This is a genomic window from Synechococcus sp. CBW1002, from assembly GCF_015840915.1.
Taxonomy (GTDB): domain Bacteria; phylum Cyanobacteriota; class Cyanobacteriia; order PCC-6307; family Cyanobiaceae; genus CBW1002.
Genome location: NZ_CP060398.1, coordinates 3,371,463 through 3,394,465 on the forward strand (window position 1 = coordinate 3,371,463; position 23,003 = coordinate 3,394,465).

23 protein-coding genes and 2 pseudogenes are annotated in these 23,003 nt (G+C 56.4%); 7 read left to right on the forward strand and 18 right to left on the reverse strand.

The genetic code is table 11. The features are described 5' to 3' along the window. Nucleotides 1-149: 149 nt before the first annotated feature. Nucleotides 150-1,229: an IS3 family transposase gene (locus tag H8F24_RS16660; protein ID WP_231597923.1), complete on the reverse strand. Its 1,080-nt coding sequence runs from the start codon at nucleotides 1,227-1,229 to the stop codon at nucleotides 150-152. Then, entirely contained in the window at nucleotides 1,205-1,714 is a 510-nt protein-coding gene (locus H8F24_RS19735) for a transposase (RefSeq protein ID WP_197170293.1), read from the reverse strand. The genes H8F24_RS16660 and H8F24_RS19735 overlap by 25 nt, the downstream gene beginning before the upstream one ends. A 97-nt stretch (nucleotides 1,715-1,811) precedes the next feature. Here H8F24_RS19735 and H8F24_RS16665 point away from each other — a divergent pair, with 97 nt between their 5' ends. Continuing rightward, the gene (locus H8F24_RS16665) at nucleotides 1,812-2,165 is read left to right on the forward strand and encodes a transposase (protein WP_370594766.1); all 354 of its coding nucleotides are present in this window, start codon (nucleotides 1,812-1,814) and stop codon (nucleotides 2,163-2,165) included. Nucleotides 2,166-2,333: 168 nt separating this feature from the next. On the opposite strand, the gene H8F24_RS16670 is transcribed toward H8F24_RS16665, so the two are convergent. The 3 genes from H8F24_RS16670 to H8F24_RS16680 are packed head-to-tail and all read right to left on the reverse strand — an operon-like array spanning nucleotide 2,334 to nucleotide 4,679. Further along, nucleotides 2,334-2,753 (reverse strand): transposase, encoded by a 420-nt coding sequence (locus H8F24_RS16670; protein WP_197170282.1) that lies wholly within the window; start codon nucleotides 2,751-2,753, stop codon nucleotides 2,334-2,336. Then, nucleotides 2,744-4,294 carry an IS5 family transposase gene (locus tag H8F24_RS16675; RefSeq protein WP_197155761.1) on the reverse strand — a complete coding sequence of 517 codons (1,551 nt, stop codon included), beginning with the start codon at nucleotides 4,292-4,294 and terminating at the stop codon, nucleotides 2,744-2,746. The genes H8F24_RS16670 and H8F24_RS16675 overlap by 10 nt, the downstream gene beginning before the upstream one ends. Before the next feature lie 52 nt (nucleotides 4,295-4,346). Continuing rightward, nucleotides 4,347-4,679, reverse strand: a complete 333-nt coding sequence (locus tag H8F24_RS16680) for a hypothetical protein (RefSeq protein ID WP_197170283.1) — start codon at nucleotides 4,677-4,679, stop codon at nucleotides 4,347-4,349. Nucleotides 4,680-4,922: 243 nt separating this feature from the next. Between H8F24_RS16680 and H8F24_RS16685 the strand changes: the two genes are divergently transcribed. After that, complete coding sequence (locus tag H8F24_RS16685; protein ID WP_197170284.1) at nucleotides 4,923-6,377, forward strand: IS66 family transposase; 1,455 nt, start codon at nucleotides 4,923-4,925, stop codon at nucleotides 6,375-6,377. A 282-nt stretch (nucleotides 6,378-6,659) separates the two neighbouring features. Here H8F24_RS16685 and H8F24_RS16690 read toward each other — a convergent pair whose 3' ends face one another. Next, nucleotides 6,660-7,796, reverse strand: coding sequence for an IS5 family transposase (locus H8F24_RS16690; protein ID WP_197169629.1), 1,137 nt, complete (start codon nucleotides 7,794-7,796; stop codon nucleotides 6,660-6,662). A 68-nt stretch (nucleotides 7,797-7,864) separates the two neighbouring features. Continuing rightward, a pseudogene (locus H8F24_RS16695) lies at nucleotides 7,865-8,329 on the reverse strand (transposase); the annotation flags it as partial. A 31-nt stretch (nucleotides 8,330-8,360) separates the two neighbouring features. Between H8F24_RS16695 and H8F24_RS19740 the strand changes: the two are divergent. From H8F24_RS19740 to H8F24_RS16710, 4 genes are all read left to right on the forward strand, one after another. Further along, nucleotides 8,361-8,648, forward strand: a complete 288-nt coding sequence (locus H8F24_RS19740; protein WP_231597691.1) for a transposase — start codon at nucleotides 8,361-8,363, stop codon at nucleotides 8,646-8,648. 49 nt (nucleotides 8,649-8,697) lie between these two features. Continuing rightward, on the forward strand, nucleotides 8,698-9,513 hold the full coding sequence (locus tag H8F24_RS16700; RefSeq protein WP_231598287.1) for an IS3 family transposase: 816 nt from the start codon (nucleotides 8,698-8,700) through the stop codon (nucleotides 9,511-9,513). A 74-nt stretch (nucleotides 9,514-9,587) separates the two neighbouring features. Then, on the forward strand, nucleotides 9,588-11,183 hold the full coding sequence (gene istA / locus H8F24_RS16705) for an IS21 family transposase (protein ID WP_197169867.1): 1,596 nt from the start codon (nucleotides 9,588-9,590) through the stop codon (nucleotides 11,181-11,183). Further along, nucleotides 11,098-11,781, forward strand: a complete 684-nt coding sequence (locus H8F24_RS16710; protein ID WP_231598323.1) for an ATP-binding protein — start codon at nucleotides 11,098-11,100, stop codon at nucleotides 11,779-11,781. The genes istA and H8F24_RS16710 overlap by 86 nt, the downstream gene beginning before the upstream one ends. Here the strand turns inward: H8F24_RS16710 and H8F24_RS16715 are convergent. Next, complete coding sequence (locus tag H8F24_RS16715; protein ID WP_197155761.1) at nucleotides 11,715-13,265, reverse strand: IS5 family transposase; 1,551 nt, start codon at nucleotides 13,263-13,265, stop codon at nucleotides 11,715-11,717. The two genes, H8F24_RS16710 and H8F24_RS16715, sit on opposite strands and share 67 nt — an antisense overlap. Nucleotides 13,266-13,380: 115 nt before the next feature. Between H8F24_RS16715 and H8F24_RS16720 the strand changes: the two are divergent. Next, nucleotides 13,381-13,638, forward strand: a pseudogene (locus tag H8F24_RS16720) (ATP-binding protein); the annotation flags it as partial. 100 nt (nucleotides 13,639-13,738) lie between these two features. Here the strand turns inward: H8F24_RS16720 and H8F24_RS16725 are convergent. From H8F24_RS16725 to H8F24_RS16770, 10 genes are all read right to left on the reverse strand, one after another. Beyond that, nucleotides 13,739-15,289 carry an IS5 family transposase gene (locus tag H8F24_RS16725; RefSeq protein WP_197170285.1) on the reverse strand — a complete coding sequence of 517 codons (1,551 nt, stop codon included), beginning with the start codon at nucleotides 15,287-15,289 and terminating at the stop codon, nucleotides 13,739-13,741. Between the two features lie 349 nt (nucleotides 15,290-15,638). Further along, on the reverse strand, nucleotides 15,639-16,202 hold the full coding sequence (locus H8F24_RS16730; protein ID WP_197170286.1) for a hypothetical protein: 564 nt from the start codon (nucleotides 16,200-16,202) through the stop codon (nucleotides 15,639-15,641). A 49-nt stretch (nucleotides 16,203-16,251) separates the two neighbouring features. After that, nucleotides 16,252-16,614 (reverse strand): carboxymuconolactone decarboxylase family protein, encoded by a 363-nt coding sequence (locus tag H8F24_RS16735; RefSeq protein ID WP_231597924.1) that lies wholly within the window; start codon nucleotides 16,612-16,614, stop codon nucleotides 16,252-16,254. A gap of 40 nt (nucleotides 16,615-16,654) precedes the next feature. Further along, nucleotides 16,655-17,140 (reverse strand): ATP-binding protein, encoded by a 486-nt coding sequence (locus H8F24_RS16740; protein ID WP_197170287.1) that lies wholly within the window; start codon nucleotides 17,138-17,140, stop codon nucleotides 16,655-16,657. Between the two features lie 6 nt (nucleotides 17,141-17,146). Continuing rightward, nucleotides 17,147-17,470, reverse strand: coding sequence for an anti-sigma factor antagonist (locus tag H8F24_RS16745; protein WP_197170288.1), 324 nt, complete (start codon nucleotides 17,468-17,470; stop codon nucleotides 17,147-17,149). Nucleotides 17,471-17,511: 41 nt separating this feature from the next. Beyond that, on the reverse strand, nucleotides 17,512-19,629 hold the full coding sequence (gene glgX, locus H8F24_RS16750; protein WP_231597925.1) for a glycogen debranching protein GlgX: 2,118 nt from the start codon (nucleotides 19,627-19,629) through the stop codon (nucleotides 17,512-17,514). Further along, nucleotides 19,626-19,952 (reverse strand): STAS domain-containing protein, encoded by a 327-nt coding sequence (locus tag H8F24_RS16755; RefSeq protein WP_197170289.1) that lies wholly within the window; start codon nucleotides 19,950-19,952, stop codon nucleotides 19,626-19,628. Before H8F24_RS16755 ends, glgX begins: the two co-directional genes overlap by 4 nt. A gap of 14 nt (nucleotides 19,953-19,966) precedes the next feature. Next, the gene (locus H8F24_RS16760) at nucleotides 19,967-21,796 is read right to left on the reverse strand and encodes an AGE family epimerase/isomerase (RefSeq protein ID WP_197170290.1); all 1,830 of its coding nucleotides are present in this window, start codon (nucleotides 21,794-21,796) and stop codon (nucleotides 19,967-19,969) included. A gap of 45 nt (nucleotides 21,797-21,841) precedes the next feature. Further along, nucleotides 21,842-22,423, reverse strand: coding sequence for a DJ-1/PfpI family protein (locus H8F24_RS16765; protein WP_197170291.1), 582 nt, complete (start codon nucleotides 22,421-22,423; stop codon nucleotides 21,842-21,844). A gap of 210 nt (nucleotides 22,424-22,633) precedes the next feature. Further along, entirely contained in the window at nucleotides 22,634-22,987 is a 354-nt protein-coding gene (locus H8F24_RS16770) for a hypothetical protein (RefSeq protein ID WP_197170292.1), read from the reverse strand. Nucleotides 22,988-23,003 lie beyond the last annotated feature (16 nt).

Consider the following 23,003-nt stretch of genomic DNA (forward strand, 5'->3'; position numbering starts at 1 on the left):
GGTTCAGGGTCGCCGTGGCCGGGGTGTCGTTGTCATCGATGGCTGTCTTTGGTCGGGGTTGGGGCGTCCGGCCCCTGTTCGCGGCTGTGTCCGATGGCGCCCACCGAGGGGCGCCATCGGACAGCCACGGGGGCCTGGATTGTTGAGGGTCAAGTAGCGATAGGTTGCTGCGGACGGGGATGGTTGATGCTCACAACCTGTGGCTGGCTCCAGTCACGGATGTGACGACTCCAGCGCTGCGGATTCTTCTGCCGAGCTTCTTCGTAGGTCTTCTGCCGGATGGCACAGATCCCATCGGCCTGGCCGTAGTGCCGCTGATTGGGCGTCACGTACTTGATGCCGCTGTGCCGGTGCTCAGCGTTGTACCACTCGACAAAGCCATCCACCCAGGCTTTTACCGAGAGCAGTTCCCGGAAGCGCCGTAGCGGATAACTCTGGTGGTACTTCATGGTACGGAACCATGATTCAGCGTAGGCGTTGTCGTTGCTGACGCGCGGCCTGGAGAACGAGAGCGAAACACCCAGCTCCGCCATCTTGGCCGCCAAGGCGAATGAGCGCATGGGGGCGCCATTGTCCGAGTGCAGGACCGCAGCAGTCTCCTTGTTGATTCCTTCATCGCGGCAAACGCGATCAAAGAATGCGCTGGCGAGCACGCTGCATTCGCGCTCATGCACTTCCACTCCAAGGATGCGGCGGCTCCACACATCCATCACCATGTAGAGGTAGTAGAATTGACCCTTGACATGGCCGGGCAACAGGGTGATATCCCAGGCCAGCACTTGGTAAACTCCTGTTGCCTCCAGCACCGGGACTGGTCTTGGCTCGCGGGGAGAGCGGGCCCTGCCACGATGATTCAGCAGGCCTTCCTGCCGCATGATGCGATAGATCGTCGACTCTGAACCCACATACATTCTCTCCTCAGCAAGAATGGCCACGATCTGAGCAGGCGCAAGATCGGCAAAGCGCGGATCATTGACGGAGTCAATCACCCGCTGCCGCTCTTTTGCCGTGAATCTGTGAGCCACTTCACGTGGGGCACCCTTGCGGTGGTCCACACTGAATCCCTGGCCGCTGATATCAAGCCCCCAGCGCCGCAGAGTGCGTGAACAGATGCCGATCAGATCAGCAACAGCCTTGATGGAAGCTCCTGCATTGAGGCCTTCATGGAGAAAGTCCATGGCTTTATTTCTCTGCTCTGACGGAATCAGGACTCCTCTTCTTGCAGCCAAAGCTGATCGAGCTTTTTTGACAGCATCAGCAATGTTGCCGCCTCCGAAAGAGCTTTTTCCTTCTTCTGCAACTCACGTTCAAGGCGCCGGATCTGGCGTGCCTGCTCCTGGTTTTTGCGCTGTAGATCCCTGTGGTCGGTCATGGTCGGCGCGCTGGGGCCATTGGCATCCTCAGCGGCCTGGCGCCATCGGGCAAGCTGTTTGGGGTAGAGGCCCCGCTCACGGCAGTAAGCGCCGAGATCGGGGCCGCTGAGGCCTGCGGCCTGGATCACGGCGGCCAGTTTGTCGGATGCGCCCCACTGCTCCGGCGGCTTGCTGGTGGCCGGCACCAGCTGGCCCTCTTTCTGCCACTGACTGCGCCAGTTGTAGAGGGTCTGGGTAGTGATGCCGGTGGAGCGAGCGATCTCGGCCACGCTCTCTCGGTTGGGCGGGCTCATGCGATTGCGGATCTCAGCCCGCACGGCCTGGTCATAAATCGGTTTCATGGTCCTCGGTTTGGCCCCCTAGTGGATGGGTCAGACCGAGCGGACTTCTTTCCTGACGCAGGGGGAGGTCAGAGCCCACTGGCAGCAGGTCACCGAGATGCTGCGCAAGCAGTTCCCCGGCGCCGTGCCCGTGATGGAAGCCGCCCGGGACGACGTGCTGGCCTTCCTGCACTTCCCCCAGGAGCACTGGCGCAAGATCTGGAGTACCAACCCGCTCGAGCGCCTCAACAAGGAGATCAAACGCCGCACCAACGTGGTCGGCATCTTCCCCAATGACGCCGCGATCGTGCGGTTGGTGGGCAGTCAGCTGCTGGAGCAGCAGGAGGAATGGCAGCTGGAGCGCCGCCGCTTCTTCTCCGAGGCCACCATGGCCAAAATCCCCGAGCTCGAGGAAATGTTGAAGCCCACCGATGGTGATCCGGCCAAGCGGGCGGCAGTAGCCATGAGCTGAAACGCACCAACTCCTTCCTCGATCTACACGAATCCCCTCGATCGCTGAGTTGCACATTCAGCGATCAGGGTTCATAGTGGAACGATGGAGCTGCGCAATCAGCTCCCAAGCAGTCATCCCCTGACTGCTCCTGATCACCCTCCTGAAAGGGTCACAGGACCTCCTGAGTTACACCACTCGCAGGGGCGCTACCCTGAGCGTGCCCCAATTCTTACCTTCTGGCCAGTCTGCCGGTTTGATCAGGCTATCGAGCGAGAGCTGATCGCCGTCGTCCTTACCATCCCCACTTGAATCGTCATCGTCATGGGACTGAGAAGCAGCAGCCTCAATCAACATCTCCTTGCCTCGCTGAACCACAAGCTCATTGATGTGCCTCAGGCCTTCATCTGAGAACCGCTTGCGGAAATGAACCATCATTGATGGATCAAATGGCACCTTGCTGGAGTAACCGGAAAATCCAAGGAAGAACTGCATGTAGGGACTCCTGAAAAAGATTCTCGGCCCATCGGCGCCGGATTCGTCCGTTTGCTTCGCGTTAATCAGGCTGGCAAGCGCGGTGACATCAAGTCGGCCAGATCTCAAAAGCATGGCTTGCAGATGCCCTCAGGCGCTCTGATCGCTGACCAGGCCATAAAAAAGCTGTAGATCCACCCAAAAAGAAGGACAAAAAAGAGGCGCAGCAGCCTCAAGACCTTTTCCGCGCACATCACGACAAAGGCCATCGAGATGGAGGATTCGGCACCAGCTGGTAGACGAGCCATGATCAGATCCAGGGAATACTTGCGCTTTCCAGAGCCAAAGACGCCTTCCACTTCATTGCGTCGAGCTTGATCAGATCGGAGCTGGTGCTTGTGTGCAGTGGTGACATCAGGATCCTTGGGCGGGCGACCCAATCGCTTGCCGGAGAGGCGAATACCGTTCCTCGTGCAGAAATGCCTATTCTTGGCCGTGATATAAATCCGGTCGGCGCAGATTCGCTCTGGGTAAGATCCTGTATCCAGCTTGTATTTTTCCGCCTGAGCGATAAGGTCTTCTCCTTCGTTGTAGGGGTTCCAGCTTATGCGGTGCAAGAACGGAAAGCCGTTTTGAACCGAAACACTGATTTTGGCTCCAAACTCCACCGCAGCACGTGCTTTGCCTCGCACCATTGGGCGGATATGGGTCTGCACAAGATTCACCAGGCGGTCTGGAATGCTGTTGGTCTGAGAGGCGAGCAGAAGGCCCTGTTGCCGCTCCAACTCGCTGCAGGCCAACAACTTCTGCCACCAATGCCTCTTAAGCTCGGAAAGCCTTGCCCCGCAGCCGATCAGAGCATCAATGGCCTTGAGATTCTGCCGCACATAGCCAAGCTGATGTTTAATGGCAGCCTTCACTTTGCGGCGACGTGGTCGTTTTTGCTTCGCCACTCTCAGGAAATGAGCACGAGCAAGGCCACGGTCGTAGCGAGGTCGATGTCTCCTGAATCCCGATGACTGACTGCACAGATCATCAATGACTCGCTCGGTCGTTGTGCGAGCCTCGTTGAGGAGCTTGAGGTCTCTGGGATAGGTGATGTCGGCTGGAGTGCAACTGGCATCAATCGTGAGAGTGCCCCAATTCTTTCCTTCTGGCCAGTCAGCAGGCTTGATCAACGCATCAAGTTCTAGCTGAGCGCCTCCTCCACTGGAATCACGATCATCATGGTCGTCATCGTCTGCTGCCTGAGCAAGTGCTTCCAGAAGGATCTCTTTGCCGCGCTGCACCACCAGCTCGTTGATACGGCGCAGATCCTCGTCAGAAAAACGCTTGCGAAAGTGCACCATCATCGAGGCATCAAACGGTGCCTTAGCTGTGTAGCCCGCAAAGCCGAGAAAGAACTGAATATAGGCGTTCTCTCTGATCTGATGGACTGTCTCTTCGTCGGTGAGCCCTAACTTCTGTTTGATGTAGAGAGCACCAAAGGCCATTCTCACTGATTTGGCTGGAGCGCCAATTGTGGCGCTGAATTGAGGGGCATAGGTTTCTTCCAGCTCATCCCATGGGATCAGCCCCTCCAGTTGAACCCAGCGATTCTCGGGATCAAGTGTGCCGCCAAATGGCAGGTGGAACTCCTTGATTGAGATCTGACCGTTATTGTGCCTCCGGTACATATGGAACGATCAGGAGTAAAGGCAATCACGGATTGCCTGATTCACGGCCACTTTAGCGGTTTCTCATGCTTGAGACCAGCTGCGGCGCAATGGATCTGGATTGTTCAGGAGTCCCCATGTAGGCATTCTCCTGAATCTGGAGAACAGTCTCTTCATCTGTGAGCCCTAAGCGCTGCTTGATGTAGAGCGACCCGAACGCCAGACGCACGGGCTTGGCAGGAGCACCCACAGTTGCACTGAACTGAGGGGCATAAGCCTCCTCAAGCTCTTGCCAGGGGATAAGCTCTGCAAGCAGCACCCAGCGGTTGTCAGGATCAAGTGTGCCGCAAAAAGGCACGTGAAATTCCTTGATTGAAAGCTGACCGTTATGGTGCTTCCGGTACATGTGCGGCCATCGTCAGTGGCGACAATCCGCGATTGCCGCTTTCCCTGCCAGTTTATCGGCTTCCAACCGCTGAGACCAGCTGCGGCGCAGTTGATTTGCCTTTTTCAGGAGTCCCTAAGTGGGGACTCCTGAAAAAGATTGTACCCGTTCAGGAGTCGGGACAGCTCGCAACGAACATCGGGCTTGCTGAACCCTTGACGGTGGCTTGATTCCTGGTTGCATCTCAGTAAGAGACTCCTTGCGATGACCACCCCACCGGCCGGGATTTCAGAAGCCGATTGGGCCGCCACCCCGGTGGGAGTGAAGGCTGGATTTCTTGAGCTGGTCAGTCAGTGCCAGAGGCAGCAACAGGAGATCGAGCAGCTCCGCATCCAGCTCACCGCCCTGGCGACCGAACTGGCCCATCTGCGCGAGCGGATCGGCCGCAGCTCCCGAAATTCTTCCAAGCCTCCCTCCAGTGATGGCCAGGGGTTTAAGCCGCCCGAACGACGCAAGGGCAGTGGCCGCAAGCGCGGCGGCCAGCCGGGCCATCCCGGATCTGGGCCGGAGCTGCTGCCGATCGAGCGGGTGGATGAGGTGGTCGAGCACCACCCCCAGGCCTGCCGCCGCTGCGGCACGTTGCTACAGGGTCAGGATCCCGAGCCCTTGAGGCACCAGGTGATCGAGATTCCACCGATCACGCCTCTGGTGATCGAGCACCGGCTGCACCGCCTGGTCTGCCCCTGCTGTTCCACCAGCACCTGTGCCTCGTTACCGGCGGAGGTGGAAGTAAGCCATTACGGTCCCCGGCTCAGTGCTCTGGTGGGTCTGCTGGGTAGTGCCTTCCCGTTGAGTTTCAGCAAGACCCAGGCGCTGCTGGATCAGCTGCTGGGGGTACAGATCAGCCGGGGAGCGATGGCCACTATCCGCCAGCGCTTGAGTGCAGCACTGGAGCAGCCCATGCAGGAGGCCCTTGCGTTTGCCCGTCAGCAGTCGGTGGTCTATGTCGATGAAACCGGTGCCCCCACCGGTAATGCCGATGGGGGCAACCCCGATGGCCGGCGCGGCTGGGAGTGGGTCATGGTGACCGCCATGGGGGTGACAGTGTTCTTGCAGAGCCTGAGCCGCTCGGCTGCCGCCGCGATCGACCTGCTCGGGAATGCCTTTGGCGGAATTGTGGTGAGCGATCGCTTCTCCGCCTACAACCATCTCCCGCTGGAGCAGCGCCAGCTGTGCTGGGCGCACGTGATCCGCGATCTCACTGCCATCGCTGACCGTCAGGGCGCCAGCGGTGAGATTGGAGCGGAGCTGCTGGGCCTGCAGCAGCAGCTGTTTGCCCAGTGGCACCGCTACAAAGACGGAACGATCGACTGGTCCACGTTGCAGCAGGGCTGTCGGCCGATCCGCCAGGCGTTTGTGGGCACGCTGCAGCGGGTTGTGGAGCTGGGCTGCCAGCGCGGCGAGCGAACGCCGTGGGCCAAGACGGTGCGTACCTGCCATCAGTTGCTGCAAGTGAGCGATGGCCTCTGGACCTTCCTGGAGATTGAAGGGATCGAGCCCACCAACAACGCAGCCGAGCGTGCCCTGCGCCATTCGGTGATTCAGCGCAAGATCAGCCATGGCGTCCAATCCCGCCAGGGTGCAATCTGCCGCAGCAGGTTGCTCACGGTCACTGAGGTGGTCTGGCTTTTCTGGACAGGTCCCATCGTTAACCTCTGAGGCGGGGCACCGCCCCTGAAAGGGGCTCCCACCGATGAGCAAGCGCCGTACCCACAGCCCCGAGTTCAAGGCCAGGGTCGCCATGGAGGCGATCAGTGGCCTCTAGGAGTTTGCGGAAAAACCGCCTGAGAAGCAGCGTTTTTCCCTCCTGAGAGCTGGTGCAGCTCATTTCGGTCTGGTTTTCAGAGTTTCAGCGGCTCAGAGCTCCCCTTTTGGTGTGTTTTGCCCCTTTGGGGCTCCCTGATCACTGCCGTCTGGGCACACTTCTGGGCAACCACCTGTTCACGCCGCCGCCATCGCCGGTTTGAGCAGGTTGCCCAGGCGGATCAGGTTGTAGGCGATCACATTCAGGCCGAACACCGCACTCACCTTCTCGGTGCCGCGCAGCTTGAACTGGCGCAGACCTCCCCACTGTTTGATCCAGCCAAACACCTTCTCGATGCCGCGGCGGGCATGGATCGACTTGGCGTAGCCCACGTGGCGGGTGGTGCGGCCATCGATGGCGGAACCACCAGATCGGGCGGTGTTCTGCACCACGTGCGGCGTCACGCCGATGCGGCGCATCTCGGCGACAAAGCCCCTGGTGTCGTAGTGCTTGTCGGCACCGATGGTTTTCTGGTGGGCACCGGGACGATCCGCGGCCATGGCTTTGGCGGCATCCCGCTCCCCGGTGCCCGTGGCTTGCGTGACCTTGCAATCGACGATCAGGGCATGGCGGTTGTCCATGAGCACATGACCCCGGTAGCTCGGTTGAGCCGGGTGGGCGTTGGATTTCCGGGCCAGCAAGGCGTCGGGATCACTGCCGGAGCGGTGGGTCTTGTTGCTGAGCTTGATGCCTCGGAAATCCCCTTTCGCTCGCTTCTTGCCGGGCTTTGGAGCGCCAAAACCCTCGCCAGGGCCTGACGGCGGTGGCGGCGGATCGTCCTGCCCATCGATCCGCTCCAGTGAGGCATGGGAGGCCCAGGCCTGCAGCAAGGTGCCATCGACGGAGAAGTGCTCGTCACTGAGCAGCGGCTTGACCTCCGGAGCACCCATCAGCTTCTCCAGGAACTTCCCCATCACCTGCTCGTTCAGCAGCCGCTCCCGGTTTTTTGTGAATGTGGTGGGATGCCAGATCGGATCATCTGGGCTCAGCCCCACAAACCAGCGGAACAGCAGGTTGTAGTGGAGCTGCTCGAGCAGCAACCGCTCCGAGCGGATGCCGTAGAACGCCTGCAGCAACGAGGCCAGCAGCAGTTGCTCCGGCGGCACTGATGGCCGGCCTTCTGCGGCGTACAGATCACAGAAGGTGGGATTGAGGCGATCGAGGGCCTGATCGGCCAGCTTGCGGATCCGCCGCAGCGGATGGCCGGCCGGGATCCGATCCTCAATCGACACGTAGGAGAACAGGGAGCCGCTGCGCTCCCGTTGACCTCGCATCTGGGCTGGACAGCTGGCCCATTCTCGCAGAGATGGCCGGGTTTTTCAGCAAACTCATAAAAGGCACCCACCTCAAATGCAATGGCTGATCCTTGGGTGGCAGCGAGCTTCTCACGAATCAAACCCAATCCAAATCGCCGCTTCCCCTGTCCGATTTTGCCTTCTACCGCGTTACGTTGCCGTTGATCATCAAGACACTGTCTCTTCTCTTCTGCCACAAGCTTAGGATCGCTCTTGGGCCGACCAAGGCGAGGTCCACTCAGGCGAATCCCATGACGCTGACAGAAAGCGCGGTTCGCTCGAGTCCGATAGATCTGATCGGCACAGATCACTTCTGGATAATGACCATGACGACGGCGATAGGCTCTTGCTTGAGCCTTTAGATCTTCTCCTTCATTGTAGGGATCGTAGCTCAGGCGATCTAGGTAGGTGAATCCATCACCCGTAACTGAAATTGAGATCTTGGCTCCGAATTCGACATTACATCTGGCTTTGCCACGAACTATGGGCCTGATGTGTGAGGTGGTCTGGCTTTTCTGGACAGGCCCCAAGGGGCTCCCACCGATGAGCAAGCGCCGCACCCACAGCCCCGAGTTCAAGGCCAGGGTCGCCATGGAGGCGATCAGTGGCCGCAAGACGATCCAGGAGATCGCCGCCGACCACGCCATCCACCCGATCCAGGTGAGCCAGTGGAAGCGGCAGCTCCTGGACGGTGCCAGCGAGCTCTTCACCCGAGGCAAGAAGACCAAGGACAAGGAGGAGGGGCAGGCCAAGGAGGCGGAGCTGTTCCAGCAGATCGGACGGCTGCAGATGGAGCTGGAGTGGCTCAAAAAAAAGTCTCAACTGCTCTGATGCCCGTGAACTGCGCAAGCTGGTCGATCACGACCACCCCGAGCTCAGCATCAGCAGGCAGTGTGCGCTGCTGGGGCTGCCTCGATCCACGCTGTACTACCGGCCGACACCGGTCCGTGTATCGACGCTGCGGATCATGGCCAGGATCGATGCTCTCTACCTGGAGGATCCCTGCAGCGGCAGCCGCCGGATGGTGGACTATCTGGCCCAAGATGGTATCCCGATCAGCCGAGATCGAGTGCGAAACCTCATGCGGCGCATGGGATTACGGGCGATCTACCAGAAGCCCCGGACGACGGTTCCAGGTGATCCGTCCGTGCGGTTCCCCTGCCTGGTGGACCTCACGCAGGTCACGTCGGTGGATCAGGTCTGGGCGACCGACATCACCTACATCCCTCTGCAGAAAGGGTTCCTCTATCTGGTGGCGATCATGGATCTCCATTCCAGGCATGTGCTCAGCTGGAGGCTCTCCAACAGCCTTGACACGAAGTTCTGTCTGGAGGCCCTGGAGATGGCCTTGGGAGGCGGCCGTAGGCCAGAGATCTTCCACTCCGATCAAGGCTGTCAGTTCACGTCCGCTGACTTTGTGGCCAGACTCAAAGGGGAGCGGATCCAGATCAGCTGGTCCGGCAGAAAGCGGTGCTACGACAACATCCTTGTTGAACGGCTGTGGAGGACTGTCAAGTACGAGGAGGTCTACCTACGGGCATACAGCGATGGCTGGGACGCTGAAATCAGCCTGGCCCGCTTCCTGTGGCGGTATTGCCATGTAAGACCTCACAGTTCCCTTGGAGGCAAAACTCCCCACGCGGTCTACACTGAGGCCGAACCATGTTCCACCCGTATCCGGCGACAATCTGGTTGAGGGGCGCGCCAAACAGGTTGACCGCTCCTGAGGGGCTCTGCTGAATCCGGTTGCCATGCGCAGGGCACCGGCTCATGCCTGCTCCCCTCACCGCTCAACAGATTGCGCTGTACATGTCCAAACGACGAGCCGGCAGCCGCCAGGAGGTGGCTGCCGCAGCGGCGGGCATTTCGGTGAGCAGTGCCCACCGCATTGATGCTGGCCGCCTCCAACCCAAAGCCGCCAAGCCCCGTGGCCGGCGGCGGCCCGATCCATTGGCTGAGGTCTGGGAGCCCCTGTTGCTGCCGCTTCTGGAGCGCCATCCAGCCCTGACGCCCACCACCCTGCTGGAGCACCTGCAGGAGCAGAAGCCAGATCAAGACTGGAGTTCGCTCAAACGCACCCTGCAGCGGCGGGTGCAGCAGTGGAAGGCCTTGCACGGTCCAGCGCCGGAGGTGATGTTCCCGCTGGCCTACCAGCCTGGAGAGATCGGCTTCTGCGATTTCACCCGGCTGAAACGGGTGGCGATCACCCTGCGCGGCGAACCATTTCCCCACCTGCTGTTCCACTACCGCCTGGCCTGGAGCGGCTGGGCTTATGGGCAACTCATCCATGGTGGCGAGAGCTTTGTCGCCCTTTCAGAAGGGCTGCAGAACGCCCTGGCCGCCTGCGGTGGGGTGCCCAAGGAGCTGCGCACCGATCGACTGTCGGCCGCCAGCCGCAATCGGGATGGCAGCTACGCCCTCGACATCACCCCCCGCCACCAGGCGCTCTGCGCCCACTACGGCCTCAGTGCCAGCCGCAATAACCGCGGCGTGGCTCACGAGAACGGCATCATCGAGGCTCCCCATGGCCATGTGAAACGTCGGCTGGAGCAGAAGCTGATCCTGCGGGGCAGCTGCGATTTCGAGGAGCCCGCCGAATACGCCCAGCTGCTCGCTGAGGTGTTCTGTGCCCTCAACGCCCCCCGGCAGCAGCGTTACGAGCAGGAGCTGGAGCACCTGGGGCCCCTGCCGGCCTTCCGCTTTGCCGACTACGAGCTGCTCACAGTGCGGGTGCGCAGCACCAGCACGATCGAGGTGCGGCAGGTGATCTACTCAGTGCCGCCCACCCTGATCGGCCGCCAGGTCATGGTGCGGCTGCACCACGACCGGCTGGTGGTGTTCCTGGGCAGCGACTGGGTCTGCCAGCTCCCCCGCCTCTATGGCGCCTCTGGTGGCAAGCGGGCCTGGTGCATCGATCTGGAGCACCTGATCGATGCCCTGCGGGCCAAGCCCCGGGCCCTGCTCCATTGCCGCTACCAGCGCTACCTCTTCCCTGATTCCCGCTGGTGGGACTTCTGGCAGCAACTCCTGGTCGGCGGTGACCGTGACGCCGCTGCCCGGCTGATGGTCGAGGCCCTGTATGTGGCGGTGCGGGTGGCCTCCTATGCGCTGGTGCTCGCCTTCCTGGAGCAGGCCCAACGCCGCCAGACCCTTTCGCTGTCGGCTCTGCAGCAGCGATTCCGCGTTCCTCCCCGTTGCCAGAGCCTCCCCGATCCCGCCATCCCCCAACACCTGCTGGCTACCTATGACCACCTCGTCCCCATGCCCGCGCTCTGCGGCGGTGGAAGCGGCGCTGCCGCTCCTGCTCAAACAGCTGAAACTGGCGCGCTTCCGCAGTCACTGGCAGCCGCTGGCCGATCAGGCTGATGCCCAGGGCTGGAGCCCGGGCCAGTTCCTCTACGCCCTCTGTGAGCAGGAACTGGAACAACGGCAGATTGCCCGCCAGCAACGCCTGCTGCGCGGTGCCCATCTCCCGTGGCAGAAAGGTCTCGATGGCTTTGACCACCAGCACCTCGAGCCCCACCACTGGCAGGAGCTCCAAGGCCTGACGCGGCAGACCACCTGGCTCCTGCAGGCGGAGAACCTGCTGCTGTTTGGTCCCAGCGGTGTGGGCAAGACCCACCTGGCCATTGCCATCACGATGGCGATGGCGGCGCAGGACCAGGCCTGCCGCTTCTTCCCGGCCACCACGCTGGTGCAGCTGCTGCAGAAGGCCAAGGCGGCCTACGACCTGCCGGCGATGCTCCAGAAGCTCGATCGCTATGCCCTGCTGGTGATCGACGACATCTCCTACGTGGGGACTCCTGAAAAAGATTCTCGGCCCATCGGCGCCGGATTCGTCCGTTTGCTTCGCGTTAATCAGGCTGGCAAGCGCGGTGACATCAAGTCGGCCAGATCTCAAAAGCATGGCTTGCAGATGCCCTCAGGCGCTCTGATCGCTGACCAGGCCATAAAAAAGCTGTAGATCCACCCAAAAAGAAGGACAAAAAAGAGGCGCAGCAGCCTCAAGACCTTTTCCGCGCACATCACGACAAAGGCCATCGAGATGGAGGATTCGGCACCAGCTGGTAGACGAGCCATGATCAGATCCAGGGAATACTTGCGCTTTCCAGAGCCAAAGACGCCTTCCACTTCATTGCGTCGAGCTTGATCAGATCGGAGCTGGTGCTTGTGTGCAGTGGTGACATCAGGATCCTTGGGCGGGCGACCCAATCGCTTGCCGGAGAGGCGAATACCGTTCCTCGTGCAGAAATGCCTATTCTTGGCCGTGATATAAATCCGGTCGGCGCAGATTCGCTCTGGGTAAGATCCTGTATCCAGCTTGTATTTTTCCGCCTGAGCGATAAGGTCTTCTCCTTCGTTGTAGGGGTTCCAGCTTATGCGGTGCAAGAACGGAAAGCCGTTTTGAACCGAAACACTGATTTTGGCTCCAAACTCCACCGCAGCACGTGCTTTGCCTCGCACCATTGGGCGGATATGGGTCTGCACAAGATTCACCAGGCGGTCTGGAATGCTGTTGGTCTGAGAGGCGAGCAGAAGGCCCTGTTGCCGCTCCAACTCGCTGCAGGCCAACAACTTCTGCCACCAATGCCTCTTAAGCTCGGAAAGCCTTGCCCCGCAGCCGATCAGAGCATCAATGGCCTTGAGATTCTGCCGCACATAGCCAAGCTGATGTTTAATGGCAGCCTTCACTTTGCGGCGACGTGGTCGTTTTTGCTTCGCCACTCTCAGGAAATGAGCACGAGCAAGGCCACGGTCGTAGCGAGGTCGATGTCTCCTGAATCCCGATGACTGACTGCACAGATCATCAATGACTCGCTCGGTCGTTGTGCGAGCCTCGTTGAGGAGCTTGAGGTCTCTGGGATAGGTGATGTCGGCTGGAGTGCAACTGGCATCAATCGTGAGAGTGCCCCAATTCTTTCCTTCTGGCCAGTCAGCAGGCTTGATCAACGCATCAAGTTCTAGCTGAGCGCCTCCTCCACTGGAATCACGATCATCATGGTCGTCATCGTCTGCTGCCTGAGCAAGTGCTTCCAGAAGGATCTCTTTGCCGCGCTGCACCACCAGCTCGTTGATACGGCGCAGATCCTCGTCAGAAAAACGCTTGCGAAAGTGCACCATCATCGAGGCATCAAACGGTGCCTTAGCTGTGTAGCCCGCAAAGCCGAGAAAGAACTGAATATAGGCGTTCTCTCTGATCTGATGGACTGTCTCTTCGTCGGTGAGCCCTAACTTCTGTTTGATGTAGAGAGCACCAAAGGCCATTCTCACTGATTTGGCTGGAGCGCCAATTGTGGCGCTGAATTGAGGGGCATAGGTTTCTTCCAGCTCATCCCATGGGATCAGCCCCTCCAGTTGAACCCAGCGATTCTCGGGATCAAGTGTGCCGCCAAATGGCAGGTGGAACTCCTTGATTGAGATCTGACCGTTATTGTGCCTCCGGTACATATGGAACGATCAGGAGTAAAGGCAATCACGGATTGCCTGATTCACGGCCACTTTAGCGGTTTCTCATGCTTGAGACCAGCTGCGGCGCAATGGATCTGGATTTTTCAGGAGTCCCTACGTGCGCCGCAGCGAACTGGAGACCTCGGTGCTGTTTGAGCTGATCTGCCACCGCTACGAGCGGAAATCCCTGCTGGTGACCAGCAACCAGCCGTTCCGGGAGTGGGACGACATCTTCCCGAGCGGATCGATGACCGTGGCCGCGGTGGACCGGTTGGTGCACCACTGCCACATCATCGGGATCAAGGGCGAGAGCTACCGGCAGAAGGCAGCTGCCGCAAGGGTTTCCAAGGATTCCAGCAACCCGCCAACGTAGGGACTCCTGAAAAAGATTCTCGGCCCATCGGCGCCGGATTCGTCCGTTTGCTTCGCGTTAATCAGGCTGGCAAGCGCGGTGACATCAAGTCGGCCAGATCTCAAAAGCATGGCTTGCAGATGCCCTCAGGCGCTCTGATCGCTGACCAGGCCATAAAAAAGCTGTAGATCCACCCAAAAAGAAGGACAAAAAAGAGGCGCAGCAGCCTCAAGACCTTTTCCGCGCACATCACGACAAAGGCCATCGAGATGGAGGATTCGGCACCAGCTGGTAGACGAGCCATGATCAGATCCAGGGAATACTTGCGCTTTCCAGAGCCAAAGACGCCTTCCACTTCATTGCGTCGAGCTTGATCAGATCGGAGCTGGTGCTTGTGTGCAGTGGTGACATCAGGATCCTTGGGCGGGCGACCCAATCGCTTGCCGGAGAGGCGAATACCGTTCCTCGTGCAGAAATGCCTATTCTTGGCCGTGATATAAATCCGGTCGGCGCAGATTCGCTCTGGGTAAGATCCTGTATCCAGCTTGTATTTTTCCGCCTGAGCGATAAGGTCTTCTCCTTCGTTGTAGGGGTTCCAGCTTATGCGGTGCAAGAACGGAAAGCCGTTTTGAACCGAAACACTGATTTTGGCTCCAAACTCCACCGCAGCACGTGCTTTGCCTCGCACCATTGGGCGGATATGGGTCTGCACAAGATTCACCAGGCGGTCTGGAATGCTGTTGGTCTGAGAGGCGAGCAGAAGGCCCTGTTGCCGCTCCAACTCGCTGCAGGCCAACAACTTCTGCCACCAATGCCTCTTAAGCTCGGAAAGCCTTGCCCCGCAGCCGATCAGAGCATCAATGGCCTTGAGATTCTGCCGCACATAGCCAAGCTGATGTTTAATGGCAGCCTTCACTTTGCGGCGACGTGGTCGTTTTTGCTTCGCCACTCTCAGGAAATGAGCACGAGCAAGGCCACGGTCGTAGCGAGGTCGATGTCTCCTGAATCCCGATGACTGACTGCACAGATCATCAATGACTCGCTCGGTCGTTGTGCGAGCCTCGTTGAGGAGCTTGAGGTCTCTGGGATAGGTGATGTCGGCTGGAGTGCAACTGGCATCAATCGTGAGAGTGCCCCAATTCTTTCCTTCTGGCCAGTCAGCAGGCTTGATCAACGCATCAAGTTCTAGCTGAGCGCCTCCTCCACTGGAATCACGATCATCATGGTCGTCATCGTCTGCTGCCTGAGCAAGTGCTTCCAGAAGGATCTCTTTGCCGCGCTGCACCACCAGCTCGTTGATACGGCGCAGATCCTCGTCAGAAAAACGCTTGCGAAAGTGCACCATCATCGAGGCATCAAACGGTGCCTTAGCTGTGTAGCCCGCAAAGCCGAGAAAGAACTGAATATAGGCGTTCTCTCTGATCTCATGGACTGTCTCTTCGTCGGTAAGCCCTAACTTCTGTTTGATGTAGAGAGCACCAAAGGCCATTCTCACTGATTTGGCTGGAGCGCCAATTGTGGCGCTGAATTGAGGGGCATAGGTTTCTTCCAGCTCATCCCATGGGATCAGCCCCTCCAGTTGAACCCAGCGATTCTCGGGATCAAGTGTGCCGCCAAATGGCAGGTGGAACTCCTTGATTGAGATCTGACCGTTATTGTGCCTCCGGTACATATTGAGCGATCAGGAGTAAAGGCAATCACGGATTGCCTGATTCACGGCTACTTTAGCGGTTTCTCATGCTTGAGACCAGCTGCGGCGCAATGGATCTGGATTTTTCAGGAGACCCTAAGTGCAGGCATCTGACTCGATCTCAACGCCCAGTGCCCTGAGCGGCAGAGGGAGTGCCGCCAAGACATCAGGGCTCATGCCCCCACCCATGCGGGGGGGGGGGGGGCTCAGAGCCTCAGCGGTAATGGCATAGGCAAGAAATGTTGATGTGGTAGAGCCAAAGAGCAGCCTGCAATGCAGCAGGCATTACAGGCAATTGTGCAGATGCAAAAGGGCATTACTCATTCATAGTTCAGTCGGTCTTCAGGAGAGACAGTAGGTTTTGAGAGGCAAAGACATCACGGTAGAAAGTCAGCTGTTCACTCTTGAAGTAGCAGCCTCCCCGATGACCGCGACGGACCCAACAGACGGTTCCCTTGGCAAGAGTTTCACCGCTCTCATCGTCAAGACAGTGCCATTCAAAATGTACGAACTCACCCCAAAACATGACGATGGGCCAGCACATGGTGACGTTTGGCTGTGCGATCAAGGCCCACCAATGGCGTTCACGTTCGGTTTGTTCAGTCAGACCATAAAAAGGACCATCCTGGCAAAAGTAAACCAAATCTTCACGGTACTCACCACGGAGCAGATCGCCGCGTGCACGCCGCAGCGCCTCACAGTGAGTCGGCCACCATTCCTTATTCTCAGCCTCAATCTGATCCGCGTCATACTCCGTGCTGATGGCGGGAAGTTCCTGTTCTCTTTTAGCGAGAATGGCTTCAGCCTGCTCAATAAGCTGATCGCCTAATTGTGTAGAAACAAGACCTGGCCTGGAAAAGTCGGCCGAAAGATGTTCGTAGTACTTGCGTGCCATTGCTGATCAGTATTGGTGGGAGGATGGGGGGCGTTTGTCAGATCACCTCTTAAGTCCGGGATCTGATCTCTTTTAGTTTTCCAAAGGCACCGGCCGCTTTATTGAAGCCACAGTAGGCACATGTGAACAGGAGGAGCTCTTCAATCTCTTCAATGGTTGCACCTTGCTTTAGGGCCATGTTCACATGTGCTTCGAACGGAGTTCCTGGCCCATCCAGAGACTGGTTGGCCACATCCAAAGCAATTGTAATCAAGCACTTTATCTTTTGAGAGATAATTGGCTTCCCCCAGACTTCTCCACAGACCCTGATGCAGAGCTCACCAAAATCCGGATTGATTCCGAGAAGGGCTTGCTGAAGGTCATGGTCATCGGTGACAGCATTATTCATGGTGGGGTTGGTGTCTGCGGTCATGGCTTCATGGAGTGGATTTTGCAGGAGGGACGCGAGGGTCTCACGGTTGCTTAACTACCTCGGGGTTGCAGGCCATACAGAGCTCATACACATTATTCCCATTAATCCAGTCGTATGAGACCTTGTCGACGGACTGTTCAATGAGAAAGATGCCTAGCCCACCGATCTTCCTCTCATGGACGGGTTGATTCGTATCGAATGGAGGCCCTTGATTGAAATTAGGATTAAACTGAATTCCCGTATCGCTCGTGCGAAGCACAAGCCAGGGTTCTCCATCCTCATTTCGTAGCATCAGAGAAACTGCCAGCTTGGCGTCCTTATCTGCGACAGATTTGTTGGCGTTAGCAGCTCGAATGATGTTTGAGATGAGCTCTTCGTAGGCGAGCTTGAGCTTGTAAGCGCGTGACTCATCTGCGATGACACGGTGGATATGCTCGGTAGCAAAATCAATGAAATGATCCCATTGATCCATTGATGCAGGAGCCTCAATACTGCCAAGTTCTTTACCGCCGATAGAATCTCTCATTACATTCTAAATCTCCTCCTCACTGTCGACAATCACGACAGCCTGAGCCAGGCCTGTCTTCGTGACTGTGTCGATAATCTGCTCGGATGCACCCACCAGGTAAAGGCGGGATGTATGGGGCATTTTCTGCTTGGCAAAAACAATAGCTCTGAGTCCGGCACTGCTGACAAAACCAACATCCAGAAGATTCAGGCGAAGCTGCTCTAACGCATGAAGTTCCAGTGAAGTCAGCTGGCTGAGTAGGTCTGGGGCTGTTTTTGTGTCGATATCTCCTGAGAGCACCAGGGTTGCATGGATGTCGCCTTGGACGATGTCAATTGTCAGAGACATAGTTGTGGAGTGAAGTGGTGAAAGTGAGCAATTGTTGGAGACTACGTCTCAAGCGGAGACGCGGAAAAGATGACGACAGATCTTTCTCCTACCAAAATGCCATGATTAGCATAAGCAATGGCTTGAGTCAGATTGGGTGATTGCGTGTCACCAGTGTTGAAATGCAATTGCCAACCATAGCCCGAAGGCAGTGGAGGTAAATCGAACCAGCTGGCATAGTGAGCCGTGTTAGTGGCGACATAAACCGCATCCATGACGTCTGAATCAGCCTGATCACAGCTCATCAGCCATGCGAGTTGCCTGGATTCATCTGACCAGTTCACTTGCCATGGGGTTGTGCCATGAAAGCTGCAGCTAGGCAGATGCCTGCTGCCGCCATGCGTAAAGCTGTTAATACGCAAGCAGGGATGCTGTTGCCTGAAATGAATCAGTGCTTGCGTATACTCAAACAGTGCACGGTTGCTTTCAAGCAGAGCCCAATCGACCCATGACACAGGTGAGTCAATGCAATAAGCATTGTTATTGCCATGCTGTGAGCGTCCAAACTCATCACCCATCAGCAGCATGGGTGTACCTCGGCTTGTCATCAGCATGCTCAATGCATTCATGCATTGCCTTATTCGCAAGGCCAGAATGTTGCTGTTATCAGTCCAGCCTTCGGCGCCACAGTTCCAGCTGTAATTGTCATCACCGCCATCACGGTTGTTTTCGCCATTTGCTTCATTGTGCTTCTCATTAAAGGAGACAAGATCCGCCAATGTGAAGCCGTCATGGCAGGTGATGAAGTTGATGGATGTCGCTGGTGAGCGACCATTCCATTGATAGAGGTCGGGTGAACCCTGAACCCTTTGTGCCATTTCGCCGACTTGCCCTTGATCCCCTTTCAGATAACGCCTGGCAGTGTCTCTATATTTACCATTCCACTCAGACCATCGACCAAAGGCAGGAAATGTACCTACTTGGTAGAGACCTCCGGCATCCCACGCTTCGGCGATTAGCTTGCATGATGAGAGGATGGGATCAAAAGCAAGCGATTCCAGCAAGGGAGGATTGTTGAGTGGTGCTCCCCAGGGATCACGTCCTAGGATGCTGGCCAAGTCAAATCTGAAGCCATCAATGTGGTATTCAGATGCCCAATATCGCAAGCAGTCTAGAACAAGGTTCCTGACAACCGGATTGTTGCAGTTAAGAGTATTGCCTGTCCCGCTGAAGTTAAAATAGTATCCTTCAGGCGTCAGCATATAGTAAATCTTGTTGTCCAGTCCCTTAAACGAGATCGAGGGGCCGCGCTCATTGCCTTCAGCCGTGTGGTTGAATACGACATCAAGGATGACCTCTATACCGGCCTTGTGGAGCTGCTTGACAAGTTGCTTGAACTCGTCAACCTGCATCCCAAACCGACCGGATGCCGCAAAACCAGCCTTGGGTGCGAAAAAGGCTACAGTGCTATAGCCCCAATAGTTATACAGCTTTTCGCTGGTATCCGGATGTGTTTTTGAGTTTTCGAATTCATCGAATTCGAAAACTGGCATTAACTCTACAGCATTGACGCCAAGCGATTGCAAGTATGGGATTTTTTCGGCAATGCCTGCGTACGTTCCCTTAAACTTGACGCCCGAAGACTCGCTCTTGGTGAAAGAGCGCACATGTAATTCATATATTATAAGATCGGCGTCATTGATCTCGAGGGGAGAGTCTCCTTCCCAGTCAAAGTCATCGAACGCCACTCGGGATCGATACTGGTACTGTTTGTTCCAATCGGGCTCAACTCCCCATTCATCTCGTCCCGAAATAACCCGGGCATAGGGATCCATGAGAATGTTATCTGGATTGAAGCGATGCCCTTCTTCAGGCAAGTAGGGGCCGTCTATCTTAAAGCCGTACTCAACATCTTCATAGTCGAGGTCGTATACTACGATGGAGTAGACGTCACCAATACGGTAGTGATCCGGAATCTTGATTTCGGCTAATAAGGACCCTTCTGATCGGCTGAATAATACAAGCGCGCAGGATGTTCCCGCCGATGTATAGACAGAAAAATTAAGTCCGCCCGGCACTGAGGACACACCGAATGGCAAAGGTTTTCCAGTTCGTATGCGATAACCTGCAAGCGTATCCGTGGGTAGATTGTCAATTCTTTCAAGGTCCATCACAGTCATGCTCCTGGAATGGCTTGCAGTGAATCATAGACCGTAAAGAATTGATAGAAGCCAGTGACTTTCATCGTGTCAGCAATGTCATCTGCGACGCCAATAAGGACAAGATCGACACCCATATCTTGAGTTTTCCGTTGTAGGGTCAGCAACGTTCTTAAGCCAGCACTCGACATGAATGGCACGTCTGTTAACTCAAGGGCGACAGGCTGAGATGGCTTGAGTTCGGTGTCGATGAAGTCACGCAGTTCACCGACAGTCTTTGAATCGATCTGACCACTGACTCGGATCACCTGCCAGTGGCCGTAAGCTTCAAGTTGTACTTGCATGATTCAGCTCTCCTTCACTTCGGTGAAACGGTTACTTTGACCTGGAGCCGATGCTCCGATTCTGGCAGCTTAACTGTCAGTGCATTTGCATCAAAATCCGTATAGGCCTGACCATCAATTTCACAGCTACTGATATAGACAGATCCCTTGGGGAGGATGTCTGGCTCTACCCTGAGAATTCCATCCTTGAAGCCGCCAGGTATGGGCTTGAAGAACAAATCCAAAGGCCGCTTCTTGATCAACAGATCGATATAAACAGTAGACAAGAAGCAAAGCTCGGTGGAATGATACGCACTCATGGAGTGGCTGCCCTTGAATCGTTCTGTGCCTACCAAGTAAGGAATGCCGTTCGCTAGGACATTGAAGTAGACACCCCCGTCATTGTTGTCTAGGAAGAAAGCATTGTAGAAAGCCGCCGATTCTTCGGCATACTTCTTGTATTCAGTGCTGTCAGGCATGTGCCCTTGTAGAATTAGATAGGCTAGAATTCCCTGTTCTTGTTGCCACCAAGCTTTGCGGTCATGCCATGCATAGCGGTGGAACTTCTCATTGGGATCGAGGACACGCTCGACAACGTCATACCAGCCGAAGCGCTGATTATCATAACCCACCTTGGGCATTAAGAAAGCAATCTTCTTGGCAATATCGAGGTATTTATCTTTACCCATCTCTGCATAGAATCTCATGAGATTCCACGCGATTTTGAGATTATGGCCAACGACCGCGCGGTTTTGCTGCCATCCCCATGATTGGTCCTTGCTCCAATTGTCAAAGAACTTCTCTTGCACGAAAGGGCTGTTGTCGTAGTCAGGGAAATGTTTGCTAATTGTATCGAAAGTATCCTCAAGCATCTTCTTATAACGCTCTTCGCCCGTTGCAAGCCAGAGATTGATTAGATACGCGGGAGCGTGATCGCCCACCGAGTTCCAATTCTTCTTGGCTTTGTTGCGGCCCAGGCTTTCCTCATGGGCACTCAGGGTTACAGCATGGATGTGTGAATAATAGCCGCCTTTTTCATGGTCTTTAAAGCACTCGTCAAATAGATCGACAGTCTTTTCCGCATCATCGAGGATGCGGGGATCACCCGTGAGTCTGTAGGTTTGTACGGGCCCTGCGAGTGCATAGATCTGCTCGTAGGCGGGGATGCAATCGTAGTCATCTCCGAACTCCGACACCAACAGTTTTTGTTCTTCCCCACCACTGCCGACTTTTTGGCCGTGATACCAGTAGATGAGACCGGTATCTGTATCCGTAAATCTCATCTTATCGCGCAAATACTCGGTACCCTTTTCAGCTGCATCAAGGTACATTTCTTTGCCCGTAAGCATGTAGGCGCAGGCCATGCCGTATACCATTCTGGAGATGGTATCCGTCTCTTGCAGGTAATCCTCTTGCTTTTTCCCGCCCGTAAGGCTGATCAGTGTCCGGTAGTGATGGTAATCAATGGCTGATTCCGGTGCATTGAACTGCCATTTGCAGTACGAGGCTGCAATCTGATCAATTTGCTTGACCCACCAGCCTTTTTCATCTGCATAGCGATACTCATCCTTCGCGTCACCAGCGAAGATGATGTAGTTCGCTTCAAACTTAACTCTGTCTTCTGGGAAGAAGGTGCCATAGACAAAGACCATCTGACCAGGCACCAGCAGCTTTTGGAGATCACCGGACCGGTCTGGCCATCCCTCGCCCAGATTCTGGGTCTGCTTGGCATAGGTGTTGCCGGTTAGCTTTGCTTCATAGTTTCTGTCATCAGAAGTTTTGATGCCAATTAGCTTATTGCCTTCGTCGTAGCTGGTGACATAGCCTGAGATCAGATCCGAGAATGTGAAGGTGAGATCATTCATGATGACTGTGATACGTGTCTAATAGTGTGTAGTAAATGCCCCTGATTAGAGGCTTTGCACCGCCGTTTTGAATCGCTCTACAAAAATATCAACGCAGCCTGGATGCTTACCTGTGATCAGGAGACCTTGCTGATGCAGTTCGACGGTGCTACCTGCATTGACCATGATGTTTCCGCCTGCATTGGCCACATCACAGACAATATTATGGGCGCAGGTGACTTCTCGGCCCTTGATCAAACTTGGATCTGCGCAGAAGAGCCAAAGCGAATGGCAGATTGTACCGACAGCCAAAGTGCCTTGATCCATTAAGGCTACAGCTTTGCGGAGAAGCTGGACGGCAGGAGCTTGATTGGTCGCACCGAGTGTTTCCTCGTAACGCAGCCTATCCATCGCATAGCCACCTATCAGAATCAGTCCCTGGTAATCGGCCAGATCAATCTTGCTGACACAAAGACTCACCTCTACGTTGCTGGTTTTATCGTTGCCCTCAAAGTTCAGCGTATCATTACCCCAAAGGTAGGAAGCATACTCAACCTCAATGTCAACGCGAGGGAAGAACTCGTTGAAGACGTTGTATTCGGTTTCGTCGTAGTGCTCTTCAATGAGCACAAGCACTTTTTTGTGCATTCACTTTGTCCATAATATCATTTAAACTATAATGGAAAAATCGAGGTTCGGCAACCTTTTGCGCTTTTTCTCCATATTGAGGTGGTCTGGCGTTTCTGGACAGCCCCCATCGTTAACCTCTGGGCGGGGCACTGCCCCTGATCGGGGCTCCCACCTGTCCGCCGACAATGAAGTTGGCCGGCGCTTTGCATCAACAACTTGTTACCCATTTCAATTGACGCCTGGTAACACTGGCTTCTGCACGCTTTCACCTTCCTGCAGGCTTGGAGGCCCGGCCACCGCCAGAGCGGCCATCTCGTTCTCGATCCATTGCAGCCGGTAACCGCGCAGGCGCCGCTGCAGGGTGCGCAGGTGGCGTGGGCTGTAGCGCTCCGGGTTGTGATCGATCAGCCGCTCCAGCAGCGTCTTGGCCCTGAGCTGGGGCTCGGCCTGCAGCCATAGCTCGATCCGCTCCACATCCGGTTCAAACGGATCGGGCCTGCTGCGTTTGCCGATGCGTGGCTTGGGTTTGCGACGCCTGGGCTCCCCCTGCGTCAGGAAAGAAGTCCGCTCGGTCTGACCCATCCACTAGGGGGCCAAA

Bases quoted from the DNA above. Each gene is read 5' to 3' on its own strand.
- H8F24_RS19735 (WP_197170293.1), bottom strand. From the start codon at position 1,714: ATGAAACCGATTTATGACCAGGCCGTGCGGGCTGAGATCCGCAATCGC.
- H8F24_RS16665 (WP_370594766.1), top strand. From the start codon at position 1,812: ATGCTGCGCAAGCAGTTCCCCGGCGCCGTGCCCGTGATGGAAGCCGCC.
- H8F24_RS16670 (WP_197170282.1), bottom strand. From the start codon at position 2,753: ATGCTTTTGAGATCTGGCCGACTTGATGTCACCGCGCTTGCCAGCCTG.
- H8F24_RS16675 (WP_197155761.1), bottom strand. From the start codon at position 4,294: ATGTACCGGAGGCACAATAACGGTCAGATCTCAATCAAGGAGTTCCAC.
- H8F24_RS16680 (WP_197170283.1), bottom strand. From the start codon at position 4,679: ATGTACCGGAAGCACCATAACGGTCAGCTTTCAATCAAGGAATTTCAC.
- H8F24_RS16685 (WP_197170284.1), top strand. From the start codon at position 4,923: ATGACCACCCCACCGGCCGGGATTTCAGAAGCCGATTGGGCCGCCACC.
- H8F24_RS16690 (WP_197169629.1), bottom strand. From the start codon at position 7,796: ATGCGAGGTCAACGGGAGCGCAGCGGCTCCCTGTTCTCCTACGTGTCG.
- H8F24_RS19740 (WP_231597691.1), top strand. From the start codon at position 8,361: ATGAGCAAGCGCCGCACCCACAGCCCCGAGTTCAAGGCCAGGGTCGCC.
- istA (WP_197169867.1), top strand. From the start codon at position 9,588: ATGCCTGCTCCCCTCACCGCTCAACAGATTGCGCTGTACATGTCCAAA.
- H8F24_RS16715 (WP_197155761.1), bottom strand. From the start codon at position 13,265: ATGTACCGGAGGCACAATAACGGTCAGATCTCAATCAAGGAGTTCCAC.
- H8F24_RS16725 (WP_197170285.1), bottom strand. From the start codon at position 15,289: ATGTACCGGAGGCACAATAACGGTCAGATCTCAATCAAGGAGTTCCAC.
- H8F24_RS16730 (WP_197170286.1), bottom strand. From the start codon at position 16,202: ATGGCACGCAAGTACTACGAACATCTTTCGGCCGACTTTTCCAGGCCA.
- H8F24_RS16735 (WP_231597924.1), bottom strand. From the start codon at position 16,614: ATGACCGCAGACACCAACCCCACCATGAATAATGCTGTCACCGATGAC.
- H8F24_RS16740 (WP_197170287.1), bottom strand. From the start codon at position 17,140: ATGAGAGATTCTATCGGCGGTAAAGAACTTGGCAGTATTGAGGCTCCT.
- H8F24_RS16745 (WP_197170288.1), bottom strand. From the start codon at position 17,470: ATGTCTCTGACAATTGACATCGTCCAAGGCGACATCCATGCAACCCTG.
- glgX (WP_231597925.1), bottom strand. From the start codon at position 19,629: ATGACTGTGATGGACCTTGAAAGAATTGACAATCTACCCACGGATACG.
- H8F24_RS16755 (WP_197170289.1), bottom strand. From the start codon at position 19,952: ATGCAAGTACAACTTGAAGCTTACGGCCACTGGCAGGTGATCCGAGTC.
- H8F24_RS16760 (WP_197170290.1), bottom strand. From the start codon at position 21,796: ATGAATGATCTCACCTTCACATTCTCGGATCTGATCTCAGGCTATGTC.
- H8F24_RS16765 (WP_197170291.1), bottom strand. From the start codon at position 22,423: ATGCACAAAAAAGTGCTTGTGCTCATTGAAGAGCACTACGACGAAACC.
- H8F24_RS16770 (WP_197170292.1), bottom strand. From the start codon at position 22,987: ATGGGTCAGACCGAGCGGACTTCTTTCCTGACGCAGGGGGAGCCCAGG.